General features: G+C 40.0%; 26 protein-coding genes. 20 read left to right on the top strand and 6 right to left on the bottom strand.

Features of this window, described 5'->3' with window-relative positions; translation table 11 throughout:
* Nucleotides 1-9 precede the first annotated feature (9 nt).
* From G0Q07_RS04655 to rpmA, 3 genes are all read left to right on the top strand, one after another.
* A complete protein-coding gene (locus G0Q07_RS04655; RefSeq protein ID WP_163344035.1) occupies nucleotides 10-162 on the top strand; it encodes a hypothetical protein in 153 nt (50 codons plus the stop codon).
* 172 nt (nucleotides 163-334) lie between these two features.
* Nucleotides 335-646 (top strand): 50S ribosomal protein L21, encoded by a 312-nt coding sequence (gene rplU / locus G0Q07_RS04650; protein ID WP_163344994.1) that lies wholly within the window; start codon nucleotides 335-337, stop codon nucleotides 644-646.
* Between the two features lie 19 nt (nucleotides 647-665).
* Nucleotides 666-1,229 (top strand): 50S ribosomal protein L27, encoded by a 564-nt coding sequence (gene rpmA, locus G0Q07_RS21380; RefSeq protein ID WP_163344993.1) that lies wholly within the window; start codon nucleotides 666-668, stop codon nucleotides 1,227-1,229.
* 97 nt (nucleotides 1,230-1,326) lie between these two features.
* On the opposite strand, the gene G0Q07_RS04640 is transcribed toward rpmA, so the two are convergent.
* Together G0Q07_RS04640 and G0Q07_RS04635 are read right to left on the bottom strand one after the other, a co-directional pair.
* On the bottom strand, nucleotides 1,327-1,470 hold the full coding sequence (locus G0Q07_RS04640) for a hypothetical protein (protein ID WP_246223019.1): 144 nt from the start codon (nucleotides 1,468-1,470) through the stop codon (nucleotides 1,327-1,329).
* Nucleotides 1,464-2,378: an alpha/beta hydrolase gene (locus G0Q07_RS04635; protein WP_163344992.1), complete on the bottom strand. Its 915-nt coding sequence runs from the start codon at nucleotides 2,376-2,378 to the stop codon at nucleotides 1,464-1,466. The genes G0Q07_RS04640 and G0Q07_RS04635 overlap by 7 nt, the downstream gene beginning before the upstream one ends.
* Nucleotides 2,379-2,560: 182 nt before the next feature.
* Here G0Q07_RS04635 and serS point away from each other — a divergent pair, with 182 nt between their 5' ends.
* Entirely contained in the window at nucleotides 2,561-3,835 is a 1,275-nt protein-coding gene (gene serS, locus G0Q07_RS04630; protein ID WP_163344991.1) for a serine--tRNA ligase, read from the top strand.
* A 117-nt stretch (nucleotides 3,836-3,952) separates the two neighbouring features.
* Here the strand turns inward: serS and G0Q07_RS04625 are convergent, their stop codons facing one another.
* On the bottom strand, nucleotides 3,953-4,963 hold the full coding sequence (locus G0Q07_RS04625) for an aspartate-semialdehyde dehydrogenase (RefSeq protein WP_163344990.1): 1,011 nt from the start codon (nucleotides 4,961-4,963) through the stop codon (nucleotides 3,953-3,955).
* An 85-nt stretch (nucleotides 4,964-5,048) separates the two neighbouring features.
* Here G0Q07_RS04625 and G0Q07_RS04620 point away from each other — a divergent pair, with 85 nt between their 5' ends.
* From G0Q07_RS04620 to arsC, 12 genes are all read left to right on the top strand, one after another.
* Complete coding sequence (locus tag G0Q07_RS04620) at nucleotides 5,049-6,488, top strand: lamin tail domain-containing protein (protein ID WP_163344989.1); 1,440 nt, start codon at nucleotides 5,049-5,051, stop codon at nucleotides 6,486-6,488.
* 123 nt (nucleotides 6,489-6,611) lie between these two features.
* Entirely contained in the window at nucleotides 6,612-6,944 is a 333-nt protein-coding gene (locus G0Q07_RS04615; protein WP_163344988.1) for a PadR family transcriptional regulator, read from the top strand.
* Entirely contained in the window at nucleotides 6,945-7,658 is a 714-nt protein-coding gene (locus tag G0Q07_RS04610) for a hypothetical protein (RefSeq protein WP_163344987.1), read from the top strand.
* 7 nt (nucleotides 7,659-7,665) lie between these two features.
* On the top strand, nucleotides 7,666-8,370 hold the full coding sequence (locus tag G0Q07_RS04605) for a hypothetical protein (RefSeq protein ID WP_163344986.1): 705 nt from the start codon (nucleotides 7,666-7,668) through the stop codon (nucleotides 8,368-8,370).
* A gap of 77 nt (nucleotides 8,371-8,447) precedes the next feature.
* Nucleotides 8,448-9,914 (top strand): DUF5687 family protein, encoded by a 1,467-nt coding sequence (locus G0Q07_RS04600; RefSeq protein ID WP_163344985.1) that lies wholly within the window; start codon nucleotides 8,448-8,450, stop codon nucleotides 9,912-9,914.
* Nucleotides 9,915-10,012: 98 nt separating this feature from the next.
* Nucleotides 10,013-10,741 (top strand): ABC transporter ATP-binding protein, encoded by a 729-nt coding sequence (locus tag G0Q07_RS04595; protein ID WP_163344984.1) that lies wholly within the window; start codon nucleotides 10,013-10,015, stop codon nucleotides 10,739-10,741.
* A gap of 100 nt (nucleotides 10,742-10,841) precedes the next feature.
* The gene (locus tag G0Q07_RS04590; protein WP_163344983.1) at nucleotides 10,842-12,239 is read left to right on the top strand and encodes an outer membrane beta-barrel protein; all 1,398 of its coding nucleotides are present in this window, start codon (nucleotides 10,842-10,844) and stop codon (nucleotides 12,237-12,239) included.
* Nucleotides 12,240-12,250: 11 nt separating this feature from the next.
* Nucleotides 12,251-13,549 (top strand): WD40/YVTN/BNR-like repeat-containing protein, encoded by a 1,299-nt coding sequence (locus G0Q07_RS04585; protein WP_163344982.1) that lies wholly within the window; start codon nucleotides 12,251-12,253, stop codon nucleotides 13,547-13,549.
* Nucleotides 13,550-13,669: 120 nt separating this feature from the next.
* Complete coding sequence (locus G0Q07_RS04580) at nucleotides 13,670-14,140, top strand: regulatory protein RecX (protein ID WP_163344981.1); 471 nt, start codon at nucleotides 13,670-13,672, stop codon at nucleotides 14,138-14,140.
* Nucleotides 14,141-14,222: 82 nt separating this feature from the next.
* Nucleotides 14,223-15,312, top strand: a protein-coding gene (prfB, locus tag G0Q07_RS04575; protein WP_163344980.1) for a peptide chain release factor 2 whose coding sequence is annotated in 2 segments (ribosomal slippage) — nucleotides 14,223-14,285 and nucleotides 14,287-15,312 — 1,089 coding nt in all. Because the reading frame shifts where the segments join, the coding sequence is not laid out codon by codon here.
* 99 nt (nucleotides 15,313-15,411) lie between these two features.
* Entirely contained in the window at nucleotides 15,412-17,478 is a 2,067-nt protein-coding gene (ppk1, locus tag G0Q07_RS04570) for a polyphosphate kinase 1 (protein ID WP_163344979.1), read from the top strand.
* A 14-nt stretch (nucleotides 17,479-17,492) separates the two neighbouring features.
* Nucleotides 17,493-17,831: an arsenate reductase (glutaredoxin) gene (gene arsC / locus G0Q07_RS04565; protein ID WP_163344978.1), complete on the top strand. Its 339-nt coding sequence runs from the start codon at nucleotides 17,493-17,495 to the stop codon at nucleotides 17,829-17,831.
* 53 nt (nucleotides 17,832-17,884) lie between these two features.
* Here arsC and sucD read toward each other — a convergent pair whose 3' ends face one another.
* Both sucD and sucC read right to left on the bottom strand, forming a co-directional pair.
* Nucleotides 17,885-18,757 carry a succinate--CoA ligase subunit alpha gene (gene sucD, locus G0Q07_RS04560; protein ID WP_163344977.1) on the bottom strand — a complete coding sequence of 291 codons (873 nt, stop codon included), beginning with the start codon at nucleotides 18,755-18,757 and terminating at the stop codon, nucleotides 17,885-17,887.
* A gap of 29 nt (nucleotides 18,758-18,786) precedes the next feature.
* Complete coding sequence (sucC, locus tag G0Q07_RS04555) at nucleotides 18,787-19,917, bottom strand: ADP-forming succinate--CoA ligase subunit beta (protein WP_163344976.1); 1,131 nt, start codon at nucleotides 19,915-19,917, stop codon at nucleotides 18,787-18,789.
* Nucleotides 19,918-20,300: 383 nt separating this feature from the next.
* Between sucC and G0Q07_RS04550 the strand changes: the two genes are divergently transcribed.
* From G0Q07_RS04550 to G0Q07_RS04540, 3 genes are read left to right on the top strand one after another with little or no spacing between them, the layout of a single operon-like run.
* Nucleotides 20,301-20,921 carry a KpsF/GutQ family sugar-phosphate isomerase gene (locus G0Q07_RS04550; RefSeq protein ID WP_163344975.1) on the top strand — a complete coding sequence of 207 codons (621 nt, stop codon included), beginning with the start codon at nucleotides 20,301-20,303 and terminating at the stop codon, nucleotides 20,919-20,921.
* Nucleotides 20,922-20,977: 56 nt separating this feature from the next.
* Entirely contained in the window at nucleotides 20,978-21,520 is a 543-nt protein-coding gene (locus tag G0Q07_RS04545; RefSeq protein ID WP_163344974.1) for an isochorismatase family protein, read from the top strand.
* A gap of 58 nt (nucleotides 21,521-21,578) precedes the next feature.
* Nucleotides 21,579-22,409 (top strand): MBL fold metallo-hydrolase, encoded by an 831-nt coding sequence (locus G0Q07_RS04540; protein WP_163344973.1) that lies wholly within the window; start codon nucleotides 21,579-21,581, stop codon nucleotides 22,407-22,409.
* Nucleotides 22,410-22,448: 39 nt separating this feature from the next.
* Here the strand turns inward: G0Q07_RS04540 and G0Q07_RS04535 are convergent, their stop codons facing one another.
* Nucleotides 22,449-23,765 (bottom strand): aspartate kinase, encoded by a 1,317-nt coding sequence (locus G0Q07_RS04535; protein ID WP_163344972.1) that lies wholly within the window; start codon nucleotides 23,763-23,765, stop codon nucleotides 22,449-22,451.
* Between the two features lie 196 nt (nucleotides 23,766-23,961).
* Between G0Q07_RS04535 and G0Q07_RS04530 the strand changes: the two genes are divergently transcribed.
* Nucleotides 23,962-24,849, top strand: coding sequence for a hypothetical protein (locus G0Q07_RS04530; protein WP_163344971.1), 888 nt, complete (start codon nucleotides 23,962-23,964; stop codon nucleotides 24,847-24,849).
* Nucleotides 24,850-24,886: the final 37 nt, after the last annotated feature.

The raw sequence follows: 24,886 nt of genomic DNA, 5'->3' as shown, positions 1-24,886 counted from the left end.
ACTGCAGCCATGGAATACAAAGTGCACAAACTAAAAGTTAATATGAATGAAGATCAGCAAATACTTGAGCAATTTTTAAATAATTTGCACGGCGAAGTAGTGTCCATTGTTCCAAATGTTAAGCCAATCTTCAGAGCCAATGGGAGCCACTGCAAAAGTTGATTTTCGGTGAATAGTAGATAAGCACAAAAATTAGCCATCAATTTATTGGCATTTATTTGCTAATTATCTAAAAATAACTACTTTTGCAGTCCGAATTTTGAATCGTTCAGGCTCGAATAAGTGAAATCTGGAAAGGTATCCGCCTGACGGTGTAAACATTAAAAGTATAAATATGTACGCGATTGTTGATATTGCAGGACAGCAATTCAAAGTAGAAAAAGACAAGAAGCTTTTCGTACATCTACTGGATGCAGAAGAAGGTGCATCAGTTGATTTCGATAAAGTATTGTTAGTTGACAACGACGGTAAAGTTGCCGTTGGTACTCCAACCGTAAAAGGTGCTAAAATTACAGCCAAAGTGCTGGAACATGTTCAAGGTGACAAAGTGATCGTATTCAAAAAGAAACGTCGTAAAGGCTATCAAAAAATGAATGGTCACCGTCAGCAATTTACTCAAATTCAAGTAGAAACCATAGTTGGATAATTAATAAAAGAAATTTACCATGGCTCACAAAAAAGGTGTAGGTAGTTCGAAAAACGGACGCGAATCGGAAAGTAAACGACTGGGAGTAAAAATCTTCGGAGGTCAGTTTGCAAAAGCTGGTAATATTTTAGTTCGCCAGCGTGGTACTCAACATTTTCCTGGAGACAATGTAGGTATGGGTAAAGACCATACTTTATTTGCATTGATTGAAGGAACTGTTGTTTTCAGAAAGAAAAGAAACAACCGCTCATACGTATCGGTAGCTCCTGAAGTTGATGTTGCAGTTGCAGAAGCTCCTGCAAAAGCTGCTCCTAAAAAAGAAGCTGCTCCGGTTGTTGAAGAAGTAAAAGAAGAAGCTCCTAAAGCTGAGGCAAAAGCAACAGCAGAAGGCGACGATCTTACGAAATTAACTGGTGTTGGACCAAAATTAGCTGAAGTATTAGCTGAAGGTGGTTTTACAACTTATGCTGAAATTGCTGCAGCATCTGTTGAAGCAATTCAGAAAGTTCTTGAAGCAGCAGGAAGCCGTTACGCTTCAAAAGATCCACAACCATGGATTGAAGAAGCTAAAGGTTTAGCTTAAGATATTGATAAACCAGAGGGTTTAACCTCCCTCAAAGGAAATACAAAACTCCTGTCGGTTTCGACAGGAGTTTTTTTATGGAAATTTTTTAGTGTTTCTACTTTAAGGTTTTATCCAGAAAATCAACCATAATCTCAATCACTTTTGGGTCGGAGAAATGCCCACCGCCATGATTGGCTCCGGTTATTACATAACGCGTTGACTTCGCTCCCGACGCTCTCAATGCAGTGTGCACTAGCAGAGTTTGACTGGGCGAAACAAGTTGATCAGCAGATCCGTGAATAAAAAGAAATGGGGATCTTTTTTATCCACATAATTTACCGGATTTGATTTGGCAACAATTTCAGGTTTATCCAGGATTGTTAAACCACTGTTTTTACCGTGCACATACCTTGCCTCTGGAGCATCTGCTGTAAAATGCGCTGCCTCTGCCTCTTTATCGTAGTCGGCTCCAATTTTTGTAAGATCGGATAATCCATACGCATCAATTGCTGCCTGCACATTACTGCTCTCATTTAGGTATTCACCTACGTCAAAATCATTAACTCCATTGGTTGTTGCCGTCATTGCAGTTAGGTATCCACCTGCCGACTCGCCCCAAACAGCAACTTTTAAAGGATTTAACTTATACTTTTGAGCATTGCCACGCATAAAACGAATGGCAGCCTTTACATCTTTAACAGCATCGCTATACAAGCCGTTCGACACAACATGATATTCAATACTGGCCACAACATATCCGGCTGTGGCAATCTCGCACCGGTTATACAAATTACTGTTTTTAGGAGCCCACATAAAACCTCCTCCGGTAATAAAAATTACGCACGGATAGATCTCCTCATCTGCCGGCCTGACAATATCCATTTTCATCGACATGGGATCGCCATCGGAACTTTTGGTTTCGTGAAAAATCACATTTTCAGTAAGCGTAAGGTTTTCAGGAACCTCCCTATGCATTTTGGGAGTACCGGAAATATCTTCTAGCACAATACTGGTGCTGTTATCTGAAGGTTTAATTTCAAGCGGAATTAATAGATTTCCCATACCGGGGATAGTTTTTCGTTCTTGTTTTTCTTGTTGAGCAAAAAGAACGTTTACAGAGCTTGTTAGCGCAATTACAGTTAAAAGGAAAAAAGATAATCTTTTCATAAATTTTTTATTTGTTTCATAAAAATAGCTGATTAAGTGAACTCTTCTAAAAAAAGGTTGCGATTTCTTTATTTCACAAACAGGGTTTTAAACTTATACTATTAGATTGAAAATTAGAAATAGGTTTAATAATAAAGTGCCAATTCATTTATTAAATTTGCAGTCTAATAAATGGAAAAGACATGCTCAACATAAAATTTATACAAGACAATCCGGAGTTAGTAGTAGAAAAACTAAAACGTAAGAATTTCGATGCCTCGGAAATTGTTTCAACCATTATAGATCTTTACGCACAGAAAAACAAACTGCAAGGCGAAGCTGATACGGCAAAAGCTGAAATGAATAAAATTTCGAAAGAAATTGGCCAGCTTTTCCGCGAAGGAAAACAAGAAGAAGCCAATGCCGCTAAAACCCGTACTGCCGAAATAAAGGAAAACATTAAAAACTTTGATACTGATTTTGCAGCTATCGAAGAAAAAGTGTACAACTTGCAGGTTCAACTACCTAATTTACCACACAATTCGGTTCCCGCCGGAAAAAGCGAGGAAGACAACGAAGTGGTTAAAAAAGTTGGCAACATTCCGGAAATGCATGAAAAAGCATTGCCTCACTGGGAACTGGCTGCCAAATACAACCTGATTGATTTTGAACTGGGCGTAAAACTTACAGGAGCAGGATTTCCGGTTTACCGTGGCAAAGGAGCGCAACTGCAACGCGCACTTATCAATTTCTTTTTAGCCGAAGCCTCAAAAGCAGGTTACGAAGAAATTCAACCACCACTGGCAGTTAACGAGGCTTCGGGTTTTGGAACCGGTCAACTGCCCGATAAAGAGGGCCAGATGTACCACATTACCGAAGACAACCTTTACCTGATTCCAACAGCAGAAGTTCCGGTAACCAATATTTATCGCGATGTAATACTGGATGCCAAAGACTTGCCTTATAAAAACACTGCCTACAGTGCCTGTTTCCGTCGCGAAGCCGGTTCGTACGGTAAAGATGTTCGCGGCTTGAACCGCCTGCACCAATTCGACAAAGTGGAAATTGTACAAATCGCACATCCGGAGAACTCATACCAGACACTAGATACAATGGTAGCTCACGTTGAAGGTTTGGTTGCCAAACTTGGGTTGCCTTACCGCATTCTTCGTTTGTGTGGCGGCGATATTAGTTTTACCGCAGCATTAACTTTCGATTTTGAGGTTTTCTCTGCAGCCCAGGAAAAATGGCTGGAAGTAAGTTCGGTTTCCAATTTCGAATCGTTCCAGGCCAACCGCCTGAAATTACGTTTCCGCGAAGAAGGTGTAAAAAAACCACAAATTGCACACACACTTAACGGAAGTGCGCTGGCATTGCCTCGTATTGTGGCAGCATTGCTTGAAAACAACCAAACTCCGGAAGGAATTAAAATTCCTGAGGTACTGGTTCCGTTTACTGGTTTTGACATGATTAGCTAAATACTTTATTCATCGGGTGACTATTATTAACAACATATAGTCATCCGATGAATCCCAAGAAGCAAAAAGCCCGGAAGAAAAATCTTCCGGGCTTTTTTATATCGGTATTTCAAAGTCTTATTTCACTTCGCCATTTTTGATCAGCCACTCGGCAATCTGAACAGCGTTAAGTGCAGCTCCTTTTTTTATCTGATCGCCAACACACCAGAAAGTAATGCTGTTCGGATCAGTAACATCCTGACGAATACGACCAACATAAACATCGTCTTTACCTGAAACAAACAACGGCATCGGATACTCGTTTTTCGCCGGATTGTCGATCACTGTCAAACCTTCAAATGCTTCGAAAGCTTTTGTTACAGCTTCTGCTGTCAGTGGTTTTTCAGTCTCCACCCAAATTGCTTCCGAGTGTGCACGTGCTACAGGAATACGAACACAAGTTGCGCTCACCTCAGCTTCAGTATGCATAATTTTTTTGGTTTCCCAGTTCATTTTCATCTCTTCCTTGGTGTAATCATTATCAAGGAAAACATCGATGTGCGGGATGATATTCATGGCCAGCTGATGTGAGAATTTCTCTACTTTCACAGGCTTACCTTCTGCAATATCTTTTACCTGATCTTCCAACTCGGCTATTCCCTGTGCACCGGCACCACTTGCCGCCTGATAAGTAGCTACACGAACACGTTTGATCTTCGACAAATTCTCAATCGGTTTCAGTGCCACAACCATTTGAATGGTTGAACAGTTTGGATTGGCAATAATATTACGTGGACGGTTTTTCGAATCTTCAGGATTTACCTCAGGAACTACCAGCGGTACATCATCAACATAGCGGAATGCACTCGAATTGTCGATCATTATCGCACCGTGCTTAGTGATGGTCTCCGCATATTCTTTCGAAACGCCTGCACCGGCAGAAGTCAATGCAATATCAATATCTTTAAAATCGTCGCCGTGTTTGAGTTCTTTAACTGTAAGCTGTTTACCCTTAAATTCGTAAGTTTTTCCGGCACTTCTTGCCGATCCAAATAGTACCAATTCGTCCATCGGGAAATCCCGCTCAGCAAGCACTTTCAGGAACTCCTGTCCAACAGCGCCGCTCACTCCAACAATTGCAACCTTCATGTTAATTTTAATTTTAAAAAATTTAAAGTCTTTTTCTGTCTAAATGTGCTTCAAAGTTAGTATTTTGCTTCTAATTGTAAATGCTATGAAACCCAATCTTCTAAAATTGTTAACATACTCTTTCATCCTGTTTTTCAACCCGATAAATGCGCAGGAAATCTGGCACGAAAGTTTTTCTGTTCCCGGCAAAGGCGTTTGGGGAAATAGCGATGGAGCAGGTATCAATTCTGACTTCACCGGCATTACAAAATGGACTCTCGATTTTAGCCAGATCACTCTCGAAAACGAGGATGACTATGCTAAAACAGTTACGACTTCCGGCGGGCGTTTTGAATGCTGCGATATTAATGGTGAAGTAGTTTGGCGCTCGGAAATTATCGATATTACTGCCTACAAAAACATCATCATTCAGCTAAATGCCAACGAAACAGGCAGCAGTGAAAACGAAGAAAACAAGTACTTGAGAGCATTTTATATTCTTGATCAGGGTGAAGAGGAAGCTTTTGAAACCAATGGCGATAATCAGGGAAACTGGGGGCAAGCTGTAGCCGAACAAACCGGTCTTAATGGAAATGAATTGCAAATCGTGATTTATATGAACAACCATTACTCATCGAATAAAGTGATTTTGGATGAAGTGATTGTTTCGGGCGAGGAAAAAAATCCCATTATCATCGAGCCCGGCGATATTGTTTTGAACGAGGTGCTTTTTAATCCGGTTCCCGATGGTGAAGATTATGTGGAGATTTATAACAACTCTGACAAAGAAATTGCGCTGAATAAAATCCACCTTGCCTCGCGCGACAACGACATGGAACTTACGCAGGTGTATGCCCTCACCAGCGAACGGAAAAAACTTCTTCCAAACGAATACCTGGCTTTAACCAAAGACACACTCGGCGTTTTCCCATGGTTTACCATAGTGTGCCCCGAATGTTTTTTGCAAATGGAAAAATTTCCGTCGTTTAATAACGATGATGATTATGTGGTTTTACTGAACAACGATCTGCAAATCATCGATGAATTTTACTACTACGAAAAAATGCATTCACCAATTTTTTACGACCGTGAGGGAATTGCACTCGAACGAATTTCTTTTTCGCAGGCTACCAACGACGTTTCGAACTGGCACTCTGCATCCACACAATCGGTTTATGGAACTCCGGGTTATCAGAATTCACAATTTATGAATCATGAAGCACAAAAAATATCAGTTACTTTTCAACCGGAAGCCTTTTCGCCCAACAACGATGGTTATAACGACACGTATTCCATAGATTTAACGATGGACAAACCTGGTTACATTTGCAACATTCTGATATTCGATTCCGGTGGGCGCCGCCTGTGGAAACTGGCCGAAAATGCGGTTTTGGGAATAAACGAACAAATTACATGGAACGGAGAAGATGAAAACGGAAACCAACTGGCAACCGGCCCATATATTGTAATGGTTGAAGTTTTTAATACCGATGGAACGGTTGAACGTTTTAAAGACGGCGTGGTCTTAACTGACAGGTTTGAATAAGGAACTTGCGACAGAAGGGACCTGCGGTTTTTAACCGCAGCTAAAATTGCGGTTAAAAACCGCAAATCCCAAAAAGCCCATACCTAATTTGCTTAGGTATTATATTTTTCATAATTTTAATCCATGCAAAAAAACAACTTGTACAAGGGAAGTCTTTCAACCATAGTGCTTTCGCTGTTAAAAGAGCAGGGCAAAATGTACGGCTACCAAATTACCCGTGAGGTGGAAAAAATTACCAGCGGACAACTTAAAGTTACCGAAGGTGCACTCTACCCCACCCTGCACAAACTGGAAGCCAAAGGACTTTTAAGCGTTGAAATGGCCAAAGTAAACAACCGTATACGGAAGTATTATTATATCACAGCGAAAGGGAAAAAAGAAACCGCCAACCTGTTGAATGAAATGAAAAGTTTTATTTCGAACATGGAAGTATTGATTAACCCAAAACTGGCTTAAATGAACCGACAAATTACAGAGGAAGAAACCGATCATCTTTTTAAAGTTTGCGAAAACCACGATGTTTCTCAATACGATTTACAAATTGAACTGGTTGACCATCTGGCATCCTTAATTGAACAACACTGGGTAGAGAAACCGGAAGATCCCTTTAAGTACGCCGTTTATAAAGCACTCCAAAAATTCGGGCCAACCGGGTTTCAACAGGTAAAACAACAAAAACAACGGGCACTGACCCAAAAGTACAATCGTATTCTGTGGCAATATCTGCTTGAATTTTATCGCTGGCCCAAAATGCTGTTAACCCTGGCCTTAAGTTTGGCAGTAGTTTTACTGTTTAAAATTGTTCCTCAACTGCATTGGCTATTTGCTATTTACATTTTGGTGTTGGTTTGTGGCAACCTTGTTTATCATCTTCGGTATAAATCAATAAACAAAACAAACCCCATTTCTGATAAATCCTTTTTATTATTAGACCAACTTAAACACATTCAATACTTTGCAATGTTTCTATGCTATTTACCTATTGGGGCAAATCTGCCATTTCAATTACTTGAGGAACAAAGCATAAGTATGCCAGCAAATTTCATTGTTTTGTTCCCAGTCTCCTTTTTCATAGTAAGCTCAACCATTGTTCTGTTTGCTTATCTTTTTTTCATTCCTCAAAAAATCAAAGAACATTTCACCCAACAATTCCCCGGATTTGTAAAATAGAAGTACCATGAACCGAACCATAACCCAAGAAGAAAACGAACAGCTCTTCCAATTTTGTCGAAGACATTACGTGTATCATTACGATGTACAAATTGAACTGGTGGATCACCTGGCATCGGCAATTGAAGAACAATGGCAACAAAACCCGGAACTGAGTTTTGACGAAGTTTTGAAAAACTCCTTTAAAAAATTTGGCATTTATGGGTTTAGCAAGATTAAAAAGCAAAAAGAAAGAGAACTGAAGCGAAAGTACAACCGTTTGCTCTGGAAATATTTAGTGAAGTTTTACCGCTGGCCAAAAGTAATTACAACATTCATATGTACGCTTGGATTGTTTTTGCTGTTTCAAATCGTAGATCAAACCTTTTGGATAATTGCAACTTTTGCTTTCCTCGTTCTTTTTGGTGTTATTATTTACCACCGCTTTTTCTTAAAAAAAATCAAGTTACAGATCATTCCCGGTAAATCATTTCTACTTGCTGATCAGTTAGAAAAAGTCACATCAGTTTATGTTTTGGCAATCCAACTACCAAATATAAGCGTCCAGCTTTTTAATTTATCAGGCACCTTTGCAATTAAGAATTCATGGATTCTTTTAGCTATTTCATTTATCATGGTAGCCTTAACCGTGTTGCTTTACGGGCAGCTTTTTTACTTACCCAAAAAGATAAAAGAACACTTTCTAGAACAATTTGCCGAGTTTGCTTTGTAACTTTTTCATGTTCCGGCTGACCAACAAATAAGAAAAACAAAAACAACATTCAACTTTTAAATACATAATTGTGCTTTATGAAACGAAACTTCTTCTACTTTGCCTGGCGCGAATTTCTCCGCTCGGCATCGAAAAACAAAAACATGGCCACCAAAGGCATTCTCATTTTTTTTGCCATCTATTTTTCGCTGGTGGCCGTTTTTATGGGCTTCCAGCTCACTGAAAAATTAAAAGATCTTGAAAATCCAATTCAGGCATTTAATGCCCTATTGCTGATTTACTTTGGCTACGAGCTCGTTCTGCGAATTATGATCCAAAACCTGCCAACTTTCGGGTTTCAGCCGTTTTTACTTTTGCCGGTAAAACGCAAACGTATTGCGCGCTATCTGCTCAACAAATCGTTGCTGCATTTTTTTAATGTTTTACCATTAATACTCGGACTACCGTTTGTTATACGCATTGCTGCGCCAACACTGGCACCCCCCGTATTTTGGGCCTGGCTGGCAGCACTTTTTTGTATGATTTTCGTTAACCACTTTCTGGCGCTGTACATTAAATGGCGAACTAATGAATCGGATATTCTGTTCTACAGTTTCCTGGGATTAGCCGCGGGCTTAACCGCCATCGACTATTTTAATATTGTTGACCTGACCGGAGGTTTCGGAAAACTCTTCGATTTTGTTGTGGCAAATCCATACGCAGCAATAATCTTCCCTCTTGCAATTGTTGCTTTATACTTTTTAAACCAATCGTATATCAACAGCCGCTTTTATCTCGACGAACTCAGCAAAAAGAAAAAACAAGGATCTACGCACGATTTCTCCTGGCTTAACAATGTTGGCGACTATGGAAAAATGTTGTCGTTGGAAGTAAAAATGATTATGCGAAACAAACGACCGAAAAATACAGCCATGATGTCGGTGCTGTTTCTTTTTTACGGGCTTCTAATTTACAAAACCAATGGAGGAGAAGCAGTTCCGGAGTTTATTCTCGTTCTTGGCGGCATGTTTATGACCGGTATTTTCAGCATGATGTACGGTCAGTTTTTCCCAGCCTGGCACGGGAAATACTACCCGCTGCTAATGGCTCAAAACGTACGCATGAAACAAGTTATTCAATCGGCCTTTTTTCTGATGGCAGTAACGAACGTTGTTTTTTACCTTCTTTCGTTGGGCTACATGTACATTTCGCCAAAGGTACTGTACATTCATTTAGTGGTTATGCTTTACAACGTTGGCGTAAACTCGTGGGTGATTTTTGCACTCGGCCTAAATAGTAAAAAAGCAATCGAATTAAACCAAAGAGCAGCATTTAACTACCAGGGCGTTGGCGCTACGCAGTGGTTGATGAGTTTCCCTGTTATTTTTGGTCCGGTGGCACTCTACGGATTGCTTTCGTGGGCTTTCGGAAGTATCGCTGCGTATGTCGTTTTTGGTTCTTTGGGCGTTATCGGAATCATTCTTCACCCGCGCTTAATCGACTATTTTACGGGCCAATACCTGAAACGTAAACACAAAATGGTTTACAACTACAAGTCGAGTTAGAAGACAACAATTGCATTAAGAAACAAAATTAATAACAACAATACGCCGGGAGCACAAATCTTCCAACTTCGCGCTTCCTGCTTCAAACTTTTTAAATCATGATACAAGTAAAAGACTTACAAAAAATATACAACGGAACAACAGTTCTTAATCTTGAAGAATTACACATTGCCAAAGGCGAAGTATTTGGTTTGGTTGGTAACAACGGAGCCGGAAAAACAACTTTTTTCTCTCTTGTCCTCGACCTGATTCGGGCCAGCAAAGGAGAAGTAGTAATCAATGGTATTCAAGTTTCGAAAACAGAAGAGTGGAAAGAGCTAGTAGCTGCTTACATCGACGAAAGTTTTACCATTGGCTACCTAACGCCCGATGAGTATTTCGAATTTATTGGCGAATTACGCGGTTTGAATGCCAAAGACGTTTCCAATTTCCTGGAAGATTACACCGACTTCTTTAAAGACGAGATTTTGGGTAAAAAGAAATTTATCCGCGACCTGTCGAAAGGAAACCAGAAAAAAGTGGGTGTTGTTGGCGCTTTTCTCGGAAATCCTGAAGTAATTGTACTGGACGAACCTTTTGCCAATCTCGACCCTTCGTCGCAATACCAGCTGCGAAATATTATTAAAGACATTTCAAAACAAAAGGAAAAAACGCTGCTTATTTCGAGCCACGACCTCGACCATGTTGCAGATGTTTGCTCGCGTATTGTTATTCTCGATAAAGGCGAAGTAGTGCGCGATGTGGAAAAAACAGAATCGACACTGGCCGATTTGGAAGAATTCTTTACCGGAGTGCGCAAAGAAGAACCTGATTTTATGGAAGACTAAATTATAATTCTTTAATGGCCATTGATATTTTCAATGGCCATTTTTTTAATAAACGCAACCTTTTTCCGCCAAATTCCATCTCATACTAAAACCGTTTCCTATGAAAACCAAACTAATCCTGAGTTTTATTATCATTTTATTCTCGTTGCAGATATGCCATGCCCAGAAATTCACTTTTGGAATTGAAAATGGTATTAACTATTCCAACGTACATAAAAAATACGATTACGACAGATTCGCTGCTCTAGCCGGCCCGGTTAACGGAATATTTGCCCAATATCAATTGGGAAACTTTTTCCTTCTCCAATCAGGAGTGAACCACGCAACTTTCCACTACAACGAACGACAATACAATTACTATTACACAGACTTCTTCCCAACTTCCTCCTACGATCCTACACTCTCCTCCAGTTTTGCACCTTATTACTCAACAGGCCGATCATATTATAGCTTCTTAAGAGTTCCTTTGACTTTGAAGTTCAGAACACCTGGAAAATTAAATTTTGAGATTGGAGGAGGTGCCTATTATGCTTTCCTAACCAATGACGAATACAGGGGTAAAGACCGCGATAATTTCACCAAAGAATACCGCGATGAAAACTTTCCAAAAATGCATGACCGAGGCTGGATTTTGGAAAGTTCGGTGAATTACAACATCAACGATAAATGGAGTGTATTTGCTAGCGGAAGGGTAACTTATGGCAAAGAAGAATATTTCGAAAATGTGGAAGGTAAAACAGGATCGACCGAGCTTACTTTTGGAATTGGATATAAACCCTTCAACAAAAATATATCAAATATTTCGTCAGATTCGCTTGGTCAAAATATTAGCATACTTGCACACTCCGGGATTCTCGTTTCAAATACAAAAAGTACAGAAAACAAAAGCGAATACAAAACATCGCTTGGCTTAAGTTCAGGCGTCTCATTAAAGTTCCTGTTGGGTCAGAACATTGCATTGCTTACAGGTGCCTGGTACGAACGAAAAGGTTACGGACTTAATTACCAAGGCTATCACAACGCCATTTATAAGAATCCGATACAGTCTGAAAGAGAAAATGCACCACAAATCGAATCTGAAGTACAACTCGACTACCTCACCATTCCATTAATGTTTAACATTGAAATGGGCAATAAAATACAGTCAAGCATTAATTTAGGATGTTACTTTTCATTACTTCAAAATGCTTTTGCAGAAGGTGAACGAATTGAAACCTACACGAACAATCAAAGTTACCAGATAACCAAAAGCTATTTTAATGATAGTGCCGATGAATGGTTCCGAAATACAGACACGGGGATTATGCTTTCGTACAGAATCGGTTACCCCATATTTCAATGGGCAAATATGTTTTTGTGGTTTAACCAATCGTTTGGAGTCAAAAATATATTAAACAACGATGAAGAGACGCCAGGAGCTTACATAAATACAGGTAATGAGAAAATATACAATCGTGCAACTTCCATCCTTATCGGCTTAACAATTCCCGTTAATTAAAATTATTCCGCATGAAAAGATCACTCTACACTATAATTATCTTTGCCTTGCTTCTTTCCTGCGAACACTATCCCGAACCAGGAAGCGAAACATTGGAACAATTTTACTGCTCTGTAATTGGCAATAACCAATCTGCTGAAGGACTACAGTATCTTTCAGAAGAAGTTGGTGCACAGATCGATTTCAATTCTCTGATTACGTCAGAAGTTGGAGAATTCAAAATGGAAATAACAGTAAGCGAAGGCGGTGGAATTGTTGACAACGACGTTTTATATCCCGATGAAAACGGGGTAATGACAACAAAATGGCAACTTGGCAACGACACAAACAACCAGCTTCTAACATGCCGTATTCTGGATTCAGACAACAAACAATATGTAGAATTTACAATTGTAGCTACTGCCTATTTCTACAATAATTGGAATACTATTACACAAGGTAATTTGATAGGCATACAGGATATGATTGCCGACACTATTAACCACAGAAGCATGATGCTTAGTCATGGAGACATCTGGAAATCATCCTCCGAGCCTTACTCATGGATTCGTTTGGGATTCCCATTTCCCGGCAATATTAGAATGCTTGACATGAGTAGCGATGGAACTGTTTTTGCTGCTGTTTGGAACGGAACTCTTTACAAATCTGAGGATTGGGGCGAAAACTGGTCATACATTACCAAGCCAATTCCTAATAATGATTATTACTATTCTTTTAATATTACAAGCGACGATTACCTGTGGGCAAGCAAAGCTGCGTTTGGAGTATATTGCTCAAAAGACAAAGGGCTAACATGGACTCAGGACAGTACTACAATGATTAAAGAATCAACACTCGGGCCAATCTACAAATATGGAAGCTCGTACCTCACAATGAGTAGTAATCCGACATCTATTATACAAACAAAAGATGAAGGAATTACCTGGGATACGATCAACACACCCGAGTATTCATTATCCATGTATGTTCCTAACGACTCAACAATTATCGCTCAAAACCAGGGAGGATTCAAATTACATAAATCAACAGATGACGGAGAAAGCTTCAAATTGGTTCTAGCCCCTTATACAACCATGGGGCGTGGAGAGCATTGGCATACCTACAACAAGTTTAAAAACAATTATTATATTATGGTTCCGAGTAGTGGTGTATGGAAAACAAGAGACTTTAAAGACTTTGAGCATTTAATAAGCTTGTCAACATATCAACATCGACTTTTTATCGACCATAAAGGAAATATATACGCATCCGGTTACAATTATATCAATGCAGATCCTGAACATACTTTTGTTTTTGCAGTTGAAAAGTAAGAGTACATTTTCGTTTTTCTATTCGTAATAATTATAACCTTTTATGCTGTGCAATAGCAGAATAGGATTAAATTAGATTTTTCACTATTTTTATTTTCCTTTAAAAATTGTTTTGAGCGAATGGAAAATCAAGAACAACAAGCACAACAGGCTTTTTCTAAAATGGCACAACTCTGTAGCCGTTCGGAGCAATGCTCTGCTGATATACGTAAAAAAATACTCGCCTACGAAATTGTGGATGAAATAGTGGATGAGATCATCGAAAAACTAATCGAGGAAAAATACATCGATAACGAACGATTCGTGAAAGCCTATGTGAATGACAAATTTAAATTCAACAAATGGGGACGTATAAAAATACGTCATTACCTGCGACAAAAAGGACTTTCTGATGCTACCATTCAAAAAGGAATGGATAAAATCGATGAAGAAAAATACAAAAAGGTGCTCGTCAAAATCATGAAAGACAAAGCCAAAACCATTAAAAAGAAAGACAAATTCACGAAAATGGGGCAAATCATTCGTTATACACAGGGTCGTGGGTTTGAGCCGGAATTAATTCATCGACACATGAATGAAGTGCTGGAATAAAAAATAACCCAAAACACCGAACACAGCACTTTAAACTCTGAACTTTTCATCGTACATTTGTGTCCTATTAAAAAAACACTAAATGATTTTAAAGGAACAGGTAAAAGACCTTGTTGAGCGCCGGGATGCGCTGAGGAGGCATCTTTGACTACGATGCAAAGCTAATTGAGCAGGAAGAAGAAGAATTAAAAACCCAGGATCCTGAATTCTGGAATAATCCAAAAGAAGCCGAAGCACAAATGAAAAAAATCCGCACGATAAAAGTGTGGACCGACGGTTTCAACAAAGTACACGAAGCCACCGAAGACTTTTTGGTTCTCTACGAATTTTTTGAAATGGAAGAAGCCAGCGAAAAAGAAGTTGATGCGATGTTTGCCGAAACGCTGACACTAATTGAAGAGCTGGAAACACAAAATATGCTTCGTAACGAAGAGGATCGGCTTGGCGCAGTTTTGCGTATTAACGCCGGTGCCGGTGGTACCGAAAGTAACGACTGGGCTGATATGCTGTTTCGGATGTACAGCCGCTGGATTGAAAAGCAGGGTTACAAAATGAAAGTGGCCGACATGCAGGCCGGCGACGAAGTGGGCATAAAAAGTTGCACCATAGAAATTGAAGGCGAATTTGCCTACGGTTTTCTGAAAAGCGAAAACGGCGTTCACCGGCTGGTGCGTCTGTCGCCATTTAACGCGCAAAACAAACGAATGACCTCGTTTACATCGGTTTATGTGGCACCGCTAATTGACGACACCATTGAAGTGGAAATCAACCCGGCTGACATTACCTGGGATACTTTCAGAAGTGGAGGCGCCGGAGGACAGAACGTAAACAAGGTGGAAACCGGTGTTCGTTTACGCCATGCACCAACAGGAATTATCATTGAAAATACCGAAAGTCGTTCCCAGTTGGGCAACAAAGAAAATGCAATGCGCCTTTTAAAATCACAGCTTTACGAAATAGAGTTGCGCAAACGCTATGAAAAAACTGCCGCCATAGAATCGCAAAAAAAGAAGATTGAATGGGGATCTCAAATCCGGTCGTATGTGTTGCAACCCTACAAAATGGTTAAGGACGTACGCACCAATTTCGAAACGGGCAATGTTGATGCTGTGCTCAACGGTGATCTTGACGGATTTATCAAAGCATATCTTATGGAATTTGGCGGGCAATAAAACTCCGAAAACCCGCTTTATCCTTGCTTTTCTCACTGGCTTTTTACATCTTGTAAAAGTCATCAGGTAATTTAGAAACCTTTCAAATCGTCATATAATATGTACTCAGAAGAAAAGTTCATAAATCGGGAAATAAGTTGGTTATCATTTAACGAAAGAGTTCTTCAGGAGGCTGAAGATCCGGAAACTCCTCTTTTCGAACGGATTCGTTTTATAGGTATTTTCTCGAATAACCTTGATGAATTTTTCAGGGTGCGGGTGGCAGCTGTTCGGAGAATGGTTGCGCTCGGTAAAGATGAAGAAAACCTACTGGGAGCAATAACTCCCGAAGAACTTCATAATAATATCCAGGAAATTGTAATTGAGCAACAAAATAAGGTTCAGGAGATTTATGCCAACATTATTGATGAACTGGAGGAGAATAATATTTCAATCATAGACGAAAAGGACCTGACAGAAAAGCAAGGCGAGTTTGTGCGCAATTACTTTTACGAAAAAGTACTGCCCAACCTGGTACCTATTATGCTGAGCAAAAAAAATAAGTTCCCCTACCTGAGAGATCGCTCGGTGTATCTGGCTGTTAAACTGTGGAAGAAAGAAGATCCTGAAGATTTGGCTTACTCACTAATCAGGATTCCGGGACGCTCGGTACCTCGTTTTTTGGTGCTCCCTGAGGAGAATGGAAAACAGTTTGTACTTTTTCTCGACGATATTATTCGTTTCTGCATGAGCGATATTTTCTTCTATTTTGATTACGACATGTACGGAGCGTATACAATAAAAATTACCCGCGATGCCGAACTCGATCTTGATGATGACATTTCTACAAGTTTTGTGGAGAAAATGAGCCACAGCTTGAAAAAGCGAAAAAAGGGAAAACCCGTTCGTTTAATTTACGACCGCGATATGCCCAAAGATCTGCTGAAATTTCTACTGAAAAAGATGAAACTAGCTGAAGGAAGCGATGCCATTCCGGGAGGTCGTTATCACAACCACAAAGACTTTATGAATTTCCCCGAGATAGGGAAAAAAGAACACTATTATACCAAGTTACCTCCATTCAGGCATAAAGATTTGCCGCCATTTACCAGTATAATGAAAATGATGCGCCAAAAGGACATCATGCTCCACTATCCGTACCAAACGTTTAATCACTTTATCGACTTTTTGCGCGAAGCAGCTATCGATCCGAAGGTTAAAGAAATTGGGCTGACCATTTACCGCGTTGCTTCGGCATCAAAAGTTGTAAATGCCCTTTTAAACGCTGTTAGAAACGGGAAAAAAGTGACTGTAGTTATTGAACTTCAGGCGCGTTTCGACGAGGAGGCTAACATATTCTGGTCGAACAAATTGCAGGAAGAGGGTGCTACCGTAATAAACGGAATTCCGGGAATGAAAGTACATAGCAAACTGGCGTGGGTGCACCGCGAGGAAGATGGTATAATGCGGAATTACGCTTACATCGGGACGGGTAATTTTCACGAGGGAACTGCCCGTGTTTATGCCGACGATGGCCTGTTAACTGCCGATCCGAGATTGGCGAATGAAGTAGAAAAAATATTTGATTTCTTTAAACAGAACTTCCTGCGCCACGACTATAAACACCTCGTTGTTAGTCCTTTTACCATGCGTAAACAATGGGAAAAAAATATTGAAGATGAGATTGTGCTGGCCAAACAGGGAAAACCAGCATGGATGACATTGAAAATGAATAGCCTCATCGATCCGAAAATGATGAAAAAGGTCTACAAAGCAGCTCAGGCAGGAGTGAAAGTTAAACTTATTGTACGTGGTATTTTCGGACTGCAGATTGGGTTGAACGGATTCAGCGAAAACATTACTGCAATTAGTATTGTAGATAAATACCTGGAACACTCACGTATATTTTTGTTTGGTGCCGGCGGCGAGGAGAAAATGTATATTTCATCGGCCGACTGGATGCCCCGAAATTTGAACCGACGCATTGAAGTGGCCTGTCCTATTTACGATGAAAACATTAAAATGGAGTTGAAGAAAATGCTGGAGATTCAACTTCAGGATAATTCAAAAGCAAGAATTCTCGATCCTGAGTTATCAAATAAATATGCACGGAGAAATAATAACGATAAAAAATACCGTGCCCAGGAAGACTATTACAATTACATAAAATCGATAACTAAAGAATAAATAAAAGATTTAAAATGAAGATATACCACAATCCACGCTGCTCGAAAAGCCGAAAAGGGCTGCAGTACCTTGATGAGAAAGGGTGTGAATTTGAAATTATAAACTACCTGAATGAAGGCTTAGCTGAAAAAGAATTAACCGAAATAATTGCGAAAACAGGGAAAAAACCTTTTGATTTTGTTCGTCAGCACGAAAAAGATTACAAAGAGCAATACAAAGGGAAAATGCTGAGCGACAATGAATGGATTAAAGTATTAGTCGAGAATCCGAAGTTATTACATCGCCCGATTGTGGTAAATGGCGATAAAGCAATTCTGGGAAATCCTCCCGAAAATATTGACGATATTCTATAAAAAACAAAGCCGGCAATAATTATTACCGGCTTTATTATTATCTCGCAAAATTATTACAATCCCAATTTTCCCTTAACCAAATCAGGAATCTCACGTGGTTCCTTTGCCACCGGAACATCTGCCGCTTCAAAAGCTTTTATCTTTTCTTCTGCAGTTCCCGATCCGCTAGAAATAATAGCACCGGCGTGTCCCATACGTTTTCCTGCTGGAGCTGATTGCCCGGCAATAAATGCAACTACCGGCTTAGTCATTTTCTCCTTAATAAAACGGGCTGCCTGCTCTTCCGCATCACCGCCTATTTCACCAATTAAAACAACAGCCTCTGTAGCCGGATCGTTCTCGTACATCTCCAGCAAGTCGATAAAATACAGGCCAGAAACGGCGTCTCCACCAATCCCTACACAAGTCGTTTGACCCAGCCCGCTTTCGGTCAACATATTCACCACTTCGTAGGTTAATGTTCCTGAACGCGAGATTAAACCAACATTTCCTTTTTTGAATATCATTGCCGGTAAAATACCAATCAAACACTCATCCGGAGTTATCAATCCGGGACAATTAGCACCGATTAATTTTGTTCCGTGCTTTTTTAAAACCGGCGTTACTTTAATCATATCCTGAACCGGAACGTGTTCGGTAATACAAACCACCAATTCAATACCTGCATAACTGGCTTCCATAATGGCATCGGCAGCAAAAGCCGCCGGCACAAATATTACCGATGCATTGGCACCAGTAGCTTTAACGGCATCTTCAACACTGTTAAAAACCGGTACGCCTTCAACTTCCTGACCGGCTTTACCTGGCGAAGTTCCACCAACGATATTGGTTCCGTATGCTTTCATTTTTGAGGTATGAAAAGCTCCGTCGCGACCGGTAATTCCCTGAACTATTACTTTTGTATCTTTATTTATTAATATGCTCATTTTTCAATTTTTTTCTTCTTTCTGAAATCCTATTTACTTAACTCAATTGCTTTCTGAGCCGCTTCGCGCATAGTTTTCACTACCGGCAATCCTGTTTGCTCGATAATCTCAAGGCCTTCTTTGGCATTGGTTCCCGACAAACGGATTACGATGGGCACATCAGTTTTTATCTGGTCGAGTGCTGTTACTAAACCTCGTGCTACATCATCGCAACGGGTAATACCCCCAAAAATGTTGATCATTACCGAATTTACATTTTGATCGCTCAGCAGGATATTCATGGCATCCACTACCTTTTGCGGATTCGATGATCCGCCAATATCAAGGAAGTTAGCAGGTTCGCCGCCATACAATTTTATCATATCCATGGTAGCCATGGCCAAACCGGCGCCGTTTACCATACAACCGATATTTCCATCGAGTTTAATGTACGAAAGACCTTTTGCATTGGCTTCAATCTCTTTTAGCTCTTCTTTATCGGCCTCCCGCATATTCAGAATTTCGTTCTGACGATACAACGCATTGTCATCAAAATTCATTTTCCCGTCGATAGCTAAAACTTGTTTGTCGGGTGTAAGAACCAGTGGATTGATCTCGGCTAACGACGAGTCGGTATCAATATAAAGCTGGTAAAGTTTTACCAGAATATTGGCGCACTGTCTAATCTCTTTTGGATCGCCAAATAACTGCAATGCAACTTTTCGTGCCTGCCACGGCATTAATCCCATCGACGGATCAATTGCCATTTTAATAATTTTCTCCGGCGATACTTTTGCCACTTCTTCAATTTCGACGCCACCTTCAGCACTGGCCATCAAAGTTACCGACTTGGTGTTCCTATCGTTGATCAAACCTACGTAAAACTCCTTTTCAATGTCGACAGCATCGGCAACCAATACTTTTTCAACGCATATTCCTTTAATGTCCATGCCAAGTATTTGTTCGGCTTTTTCAACGGCTTCAGCTTTTGTATTTGCCAGTTTTACACCGCCGGCTTTGCCGCGGCCCCCAACATGTACCTGTGCTTTTACAACACGTAGCTTGTCTTTGTCCGACACATTTTGTTTTACTTCATCAACCGTATGGCAAACAACGCCTTCCGGTACAGGAATCCCGTACTTCCTGAATAAATTTCGGGCTTGATATTCGTGAATTTTCATATATATTAATTGTTTGTCATCGAAAGCCAACTATAACCGGACCAGGAGCAAAACATGGTTAAAGCACTAGTTCATTCCTAATTGACTTTCAGTTTTTAAAAATTAATGTTAAATGTAACGATTATTTAACCGTTAAACCCTTCATTTTGTTTTGAAATTTTATGACTTACAACACATTTTTTCTGTAACCAAAATCACTTGATTGTAAAATTCTTTTAAAACAGGAATGCCGTACTTAGTCACTTCTTTTTTTTCAGTAGATTTGCAGCACTTAAAACAGATTACGAATGAAACGACCATGATAAGACTTTTGCCATTTAGACACATAAATAAAATCATGGAAGTTCCATCTTATACACCTGGAAACAAACAATTTTAATAAGATGAAAGAAGCGATCAGACAAGTTATTGAACACGAAGCAAAAGCAATCCAGGCTATTCCCGTTGAAGATGGGATGCTTGAGGCTATTGAACTGATACACCGCCAGGTACACCAAAAGAATGGGAAACTGGTTACCAGCGGAATGGGCAAAGCCGGGCAAATTGCCGCAAATATTGCCACCACATTTAGCTCAACCGGAACGCCGGCTATTTTTCTTCACCCCAGCGAATCGCAACACGGCGATTTGGGAGTGCTGCAACAAAATGATGTTTTACTGGTTATTTCGAACTCAGGAAAAACCCGCGAAATTATAGAATTGATTGAGCTGGCAGAAAATTTATATGCAGGACTTCCGTTCATCGTAATTTCTAGCAATCCGGAAGGTGTGCTGGCAAAAAATGCCAACGCTTTTATATACACCGGCAACCCACAGGAAGTTTGTCCGTTGGGGCTTTCACCAACAACATCTACCACGGTAATGACTGTAATTGGTGATGCGCTGGTAGTATCGATGATGAAAAAAATTGCTTTTACTAACGTCGATTACGCCAAACGCCACCACGGTGGATATTTGGGTAGCAAATCGCGTTTGCAGGCCGAGAGTGATAAAAACGATTGTTAGAGATTGTATTATACCGACAAGAGTGATAATTAGTAAATTATAACCAAAAATTGAAGATGAGAATTACAAAACAAAATACGGTTGGATTAGTTATCGATATTCAGGAGCGCTTAATTGCTGTAATGAACGAAAAAGAGACCTTGCTGAAAAATTGCACCACTTTATCGCAAGGGTTAAAAGAACTGGAAATACCAATGCTGGTATCGCAACAATACACAAAAGGATTGGGCGAAACAGTAACAGAAATTCAGGCAGTTTTTGATGAATTCAGCTACTTTGAGAAGAAAGACTTTAGCTGTTTTCAGGTACCGGAAATAGTTGATCAATTAAAGGAGCTGAAAGTTAAAAACATCGTTATTTGCGGTATCGAGTCGCATGTTTGCGTGCTGCAAACTGCACTTGATCTGAAAGCTGCCGGATTAAACCCAATTGTAGTAATGGATTGTGTTTCATCGCGCACAGCTGCTAATGTTGAACTGGCAAAAGAGCGTTTCCGCTACGAAGGAATTATGATGACTTCGTACGAATCGATACTGTTTGAACTAACTGCATCGGCTGGCGACCCTTCGTTCCGCGCCATTTCAAAACTCGTGAAATAAAAGAAATACTAGTCATCGTTTGGATAAATTCAGGCGGTGACAATTAATAAAATCAAATATGCTCGAAATTTGTGCCATCGCATCAGGAAGTAACGGAAACTGCTATTACATTGGCAACGAAAATTCGGCCATTTTGGTTGACGCCGGAATTTCTACCAAGCAGATTCTACGCCGGATGAGCGAACGTGGTTTGGATGCCGACAAACTGCGGGCAGTTTTTATTACCCATGAACACAGCGATCACATGCGCGGTGCGCGGGTTTTGGGAAAACGGCTTCAAATTCCTGTATACATGAGCGCAAAGACTTACGATGGTTCGTATAAAAATCTGCGCCCCGATTATCCACGTTTTTTTACCTGCGACGAAACAATTGCAGTCGACGAATTTACAGTTCATCCGGTAAAAAAATACCACGATGCTGCCGAGCCCTATTCATTCAGAATAAGTTACAAGAATCTGAATATTGGCGTTTTTACCGATATTGGCGAAGCATGTGAAAATGTAAAAGCACATGTTGGAAAATGTAATGCACTTTTTCTGGAATCGAACTACGACGAAAAAATGCTTTGGGCAGGCCGATATCCTCAATTCCTAAAAGAAAGAGTTGCCTCGAAAGTTGGACACCTCTCCAACAACCAGGCTTTTGAGCTGTTGAATGAACACACCAACGGCGAACTGAGATGTGTGTTCCTTAGTCACATCTCAAAAGATAACAACACACACGAAAAGGCTTTAAAAACGATGCAAACGCTTACAGAAAAGTTTGAGATAAATATTGCATCACGGTTTGAGGCATCGGAAGTTTACCAGCTCTCATCCAACAACGGCCATAAAAAACAAATCCCGAACAAGTCACAGAATTTAAAACTCCGGTTTCCCGAATTTTAATGAACTTATTTGAGATCTGTCGACAGTTTGGAATAACTCCTAACTATTTAGTAAATTATCGCTTAAAGCCTGCAGCGTTTGATCTTTTCGTTGTGTAGGCACCAGTATCGAAATATTATGACGACTTCCGCCGTAAGAAATCATACGAATTGGAATGCCATCAAGCGCATTAAAAACCTTCGATGCAAACCCCTTTTCTTCCTGAATAATATCGCCAACTATGCAAACAATCGTCATATCCCTGTCGATCACCACACTGCCAAATTTATCCAACTCCTCTTTAATTGAATCAAGGTTACGGGTATCGTCGACAGACAAAGAAACGGCTACCTCCGATGTTGAAATCATATCAATCGGTGTACGGAAATCTTCAAAAATTTTAAAAACATTTGCCAGAAAACCGTAAGTATTTAACATCCTTCCCGACCGAATCTTCACCGCAGTAATATTATCTTTAGCGGCAACTGCTTTTATTCCTTGTCCATCCGATTCTGCCGTAATTAATGTGCCACTATCCGTAGGATTCATGGTGTTTTTCAGGCGAACCGGAGTATTCTGAATCCGCGCCGGAAGAACAGTTTGCGGATGAAGGATTTTTGCGCCAAAAAAGGCTAACTCTGCCGCTTCGTTATACGACAGCTGATCGATCTTTTTGGTATTATCCACAAAGCGCGGATCGTTGTTATGGAAACCGTCAATATCAGTCCAAATTTGAATTTCTTCGGCATCAAGTGCCGCACCAATTAACGATGCCGTGTAATCGCTACCGCCACGTTGCAGGTTGTTAATTTCGCCTTCGGCATCTCTGCAAATAAATCCCTGAGTGATATAATATTTAGCTTCACCAACCTCTTTCATCACCGGTTTTATATGGTTGCGAATGAAATTCAGATCAGCAGCTTTGTCCTCATCAATTTTCATAAAATCAAGCGCTGGTAACAACTTTGTATCATGCCCGTTTTCATTCATTAGCATGGTTACCAGGTTGGTTGAAATAATCTCGCCCTGAGCCAGAATTGTATTCTCGCCAACACTGCCAAAAGTCCCCGATGTAAAAGATTTTATGGTTTGAAAAACGTCGTTTATTAATTGTAATCCCTTTTTCTTGTTTTCTTCAGAAGTAAAAAGTTCGGCAACTACCTTTTTGTAATTATTCTCCAATTTGCCAATAATAATACGCGCAGTATCCTTGTTCTTCTTTTTAAGATAATTTGAAATTTCCACCAAAGCATTGGTTGTTCCCGACATAGCTGATAGAACCACAATCTTTTGCTCTCCATCAGTTACTAAATCCATAACAGCCCGCATATTCTCGGGCGAGCCAACCGATGTTCCTCCGAATTTTAAAACTTTCATCTCTCTTTAATTCAAATTTTTAGTGGTGCAAATATGAATAATTTTTAACTTAAAAGAAAAGTTTTCTACTCTTCCTGCATATACATGCAGTTGTTTTGCATATATATTAACATTTTGCTATGATAAGTATCACATCCTTTCCTAAAAACGATTATAAGGCAAAAGGTACATTTGGCAAAAACTAAATCAGTAATAAATGACACGTATTTTTCTAATAACCATTATTTACCTTTTTTCTTTCTCTGTAGTTAAAGCGCAAGAAGAATCACCGTATTTGCTCATCAGCAAATCGGCAGAATCAGTAGCAGATGGGATTTCAAAAGCCAAATCGGCGTTAAGCGAATCGGGGTTCAAGGTTATTGGAGAGTACAATCCAGCCCAGTCGCAGGACCTGGGCATTATATGTTATACTCATCCCGAACTGGAAAAAATAGCGCTTGGTTTTAACGATCGAGGAGCTTTAGCTGCGGTGTTAAAAATAGGTTTTAAGAAAGAAGGCGAAACATTAAAAATAAGCATGCTAAATCCAATGTATCTGTTTTACTCCTATTTTGTTGATGGCATTGATGAACAGGAAGAGGCATTGCGCGAAATATCAGATCAGGCAATTGAAGCCATGCAAACAATTGGAATACTGAATGAACCTTTTGGCGGAACAGTGGAAAAGAATAAACTGCAAAAATACCACTACAAAATAATGATGCCGTACTTTACCGATGCCGAGGTGTTGAAGAGTTTTAATTCGTTTGATGAAGGATTAAAAACCATCCAACAAAATCTGAAAACCGGCAAAGGAGAAACTCAAAAAGTTTATGAGTTGGTTTATTCCAATAAAAAGATAGCTGTTTGGGGAGTAGGACTGAAAAACGCAGAAGATGGAGAAGCGCATTTTTTACCGATAATTGGCGACGAACATGTGGCAGCCATGCCTTACGAAATCATTCTTCAGGGAAATACCGCAAGTATACTTCCCGGGAAATACAGAATTGCACTGCATTGGCCCGAACTTACTATGGGCACTTTCATGAAGATTATGAGCACACCGGGCGACATTAAAAAGTCACTGGAAAAACTTACTGAATAAAAACGGAGGCTGTTTATTCAAAAACACGAACAGCCTT

It is taken from the genome of Draconibacterium halophilum, assembly GCF_010448835.1.
GTDB classification, from domain to species: domain Bacteria; phylum Bacteroidota; class Bacteroidia; order Bacteroidales; family Prolixibacteraceae; genus Draconibacterium; species Draconibacterium halophilum.
The sequence above is the reverse complement of the archived record's forward strand: the minus strand, read 5'-3'. Positions and strand labels throughout refer to the sequence as shown.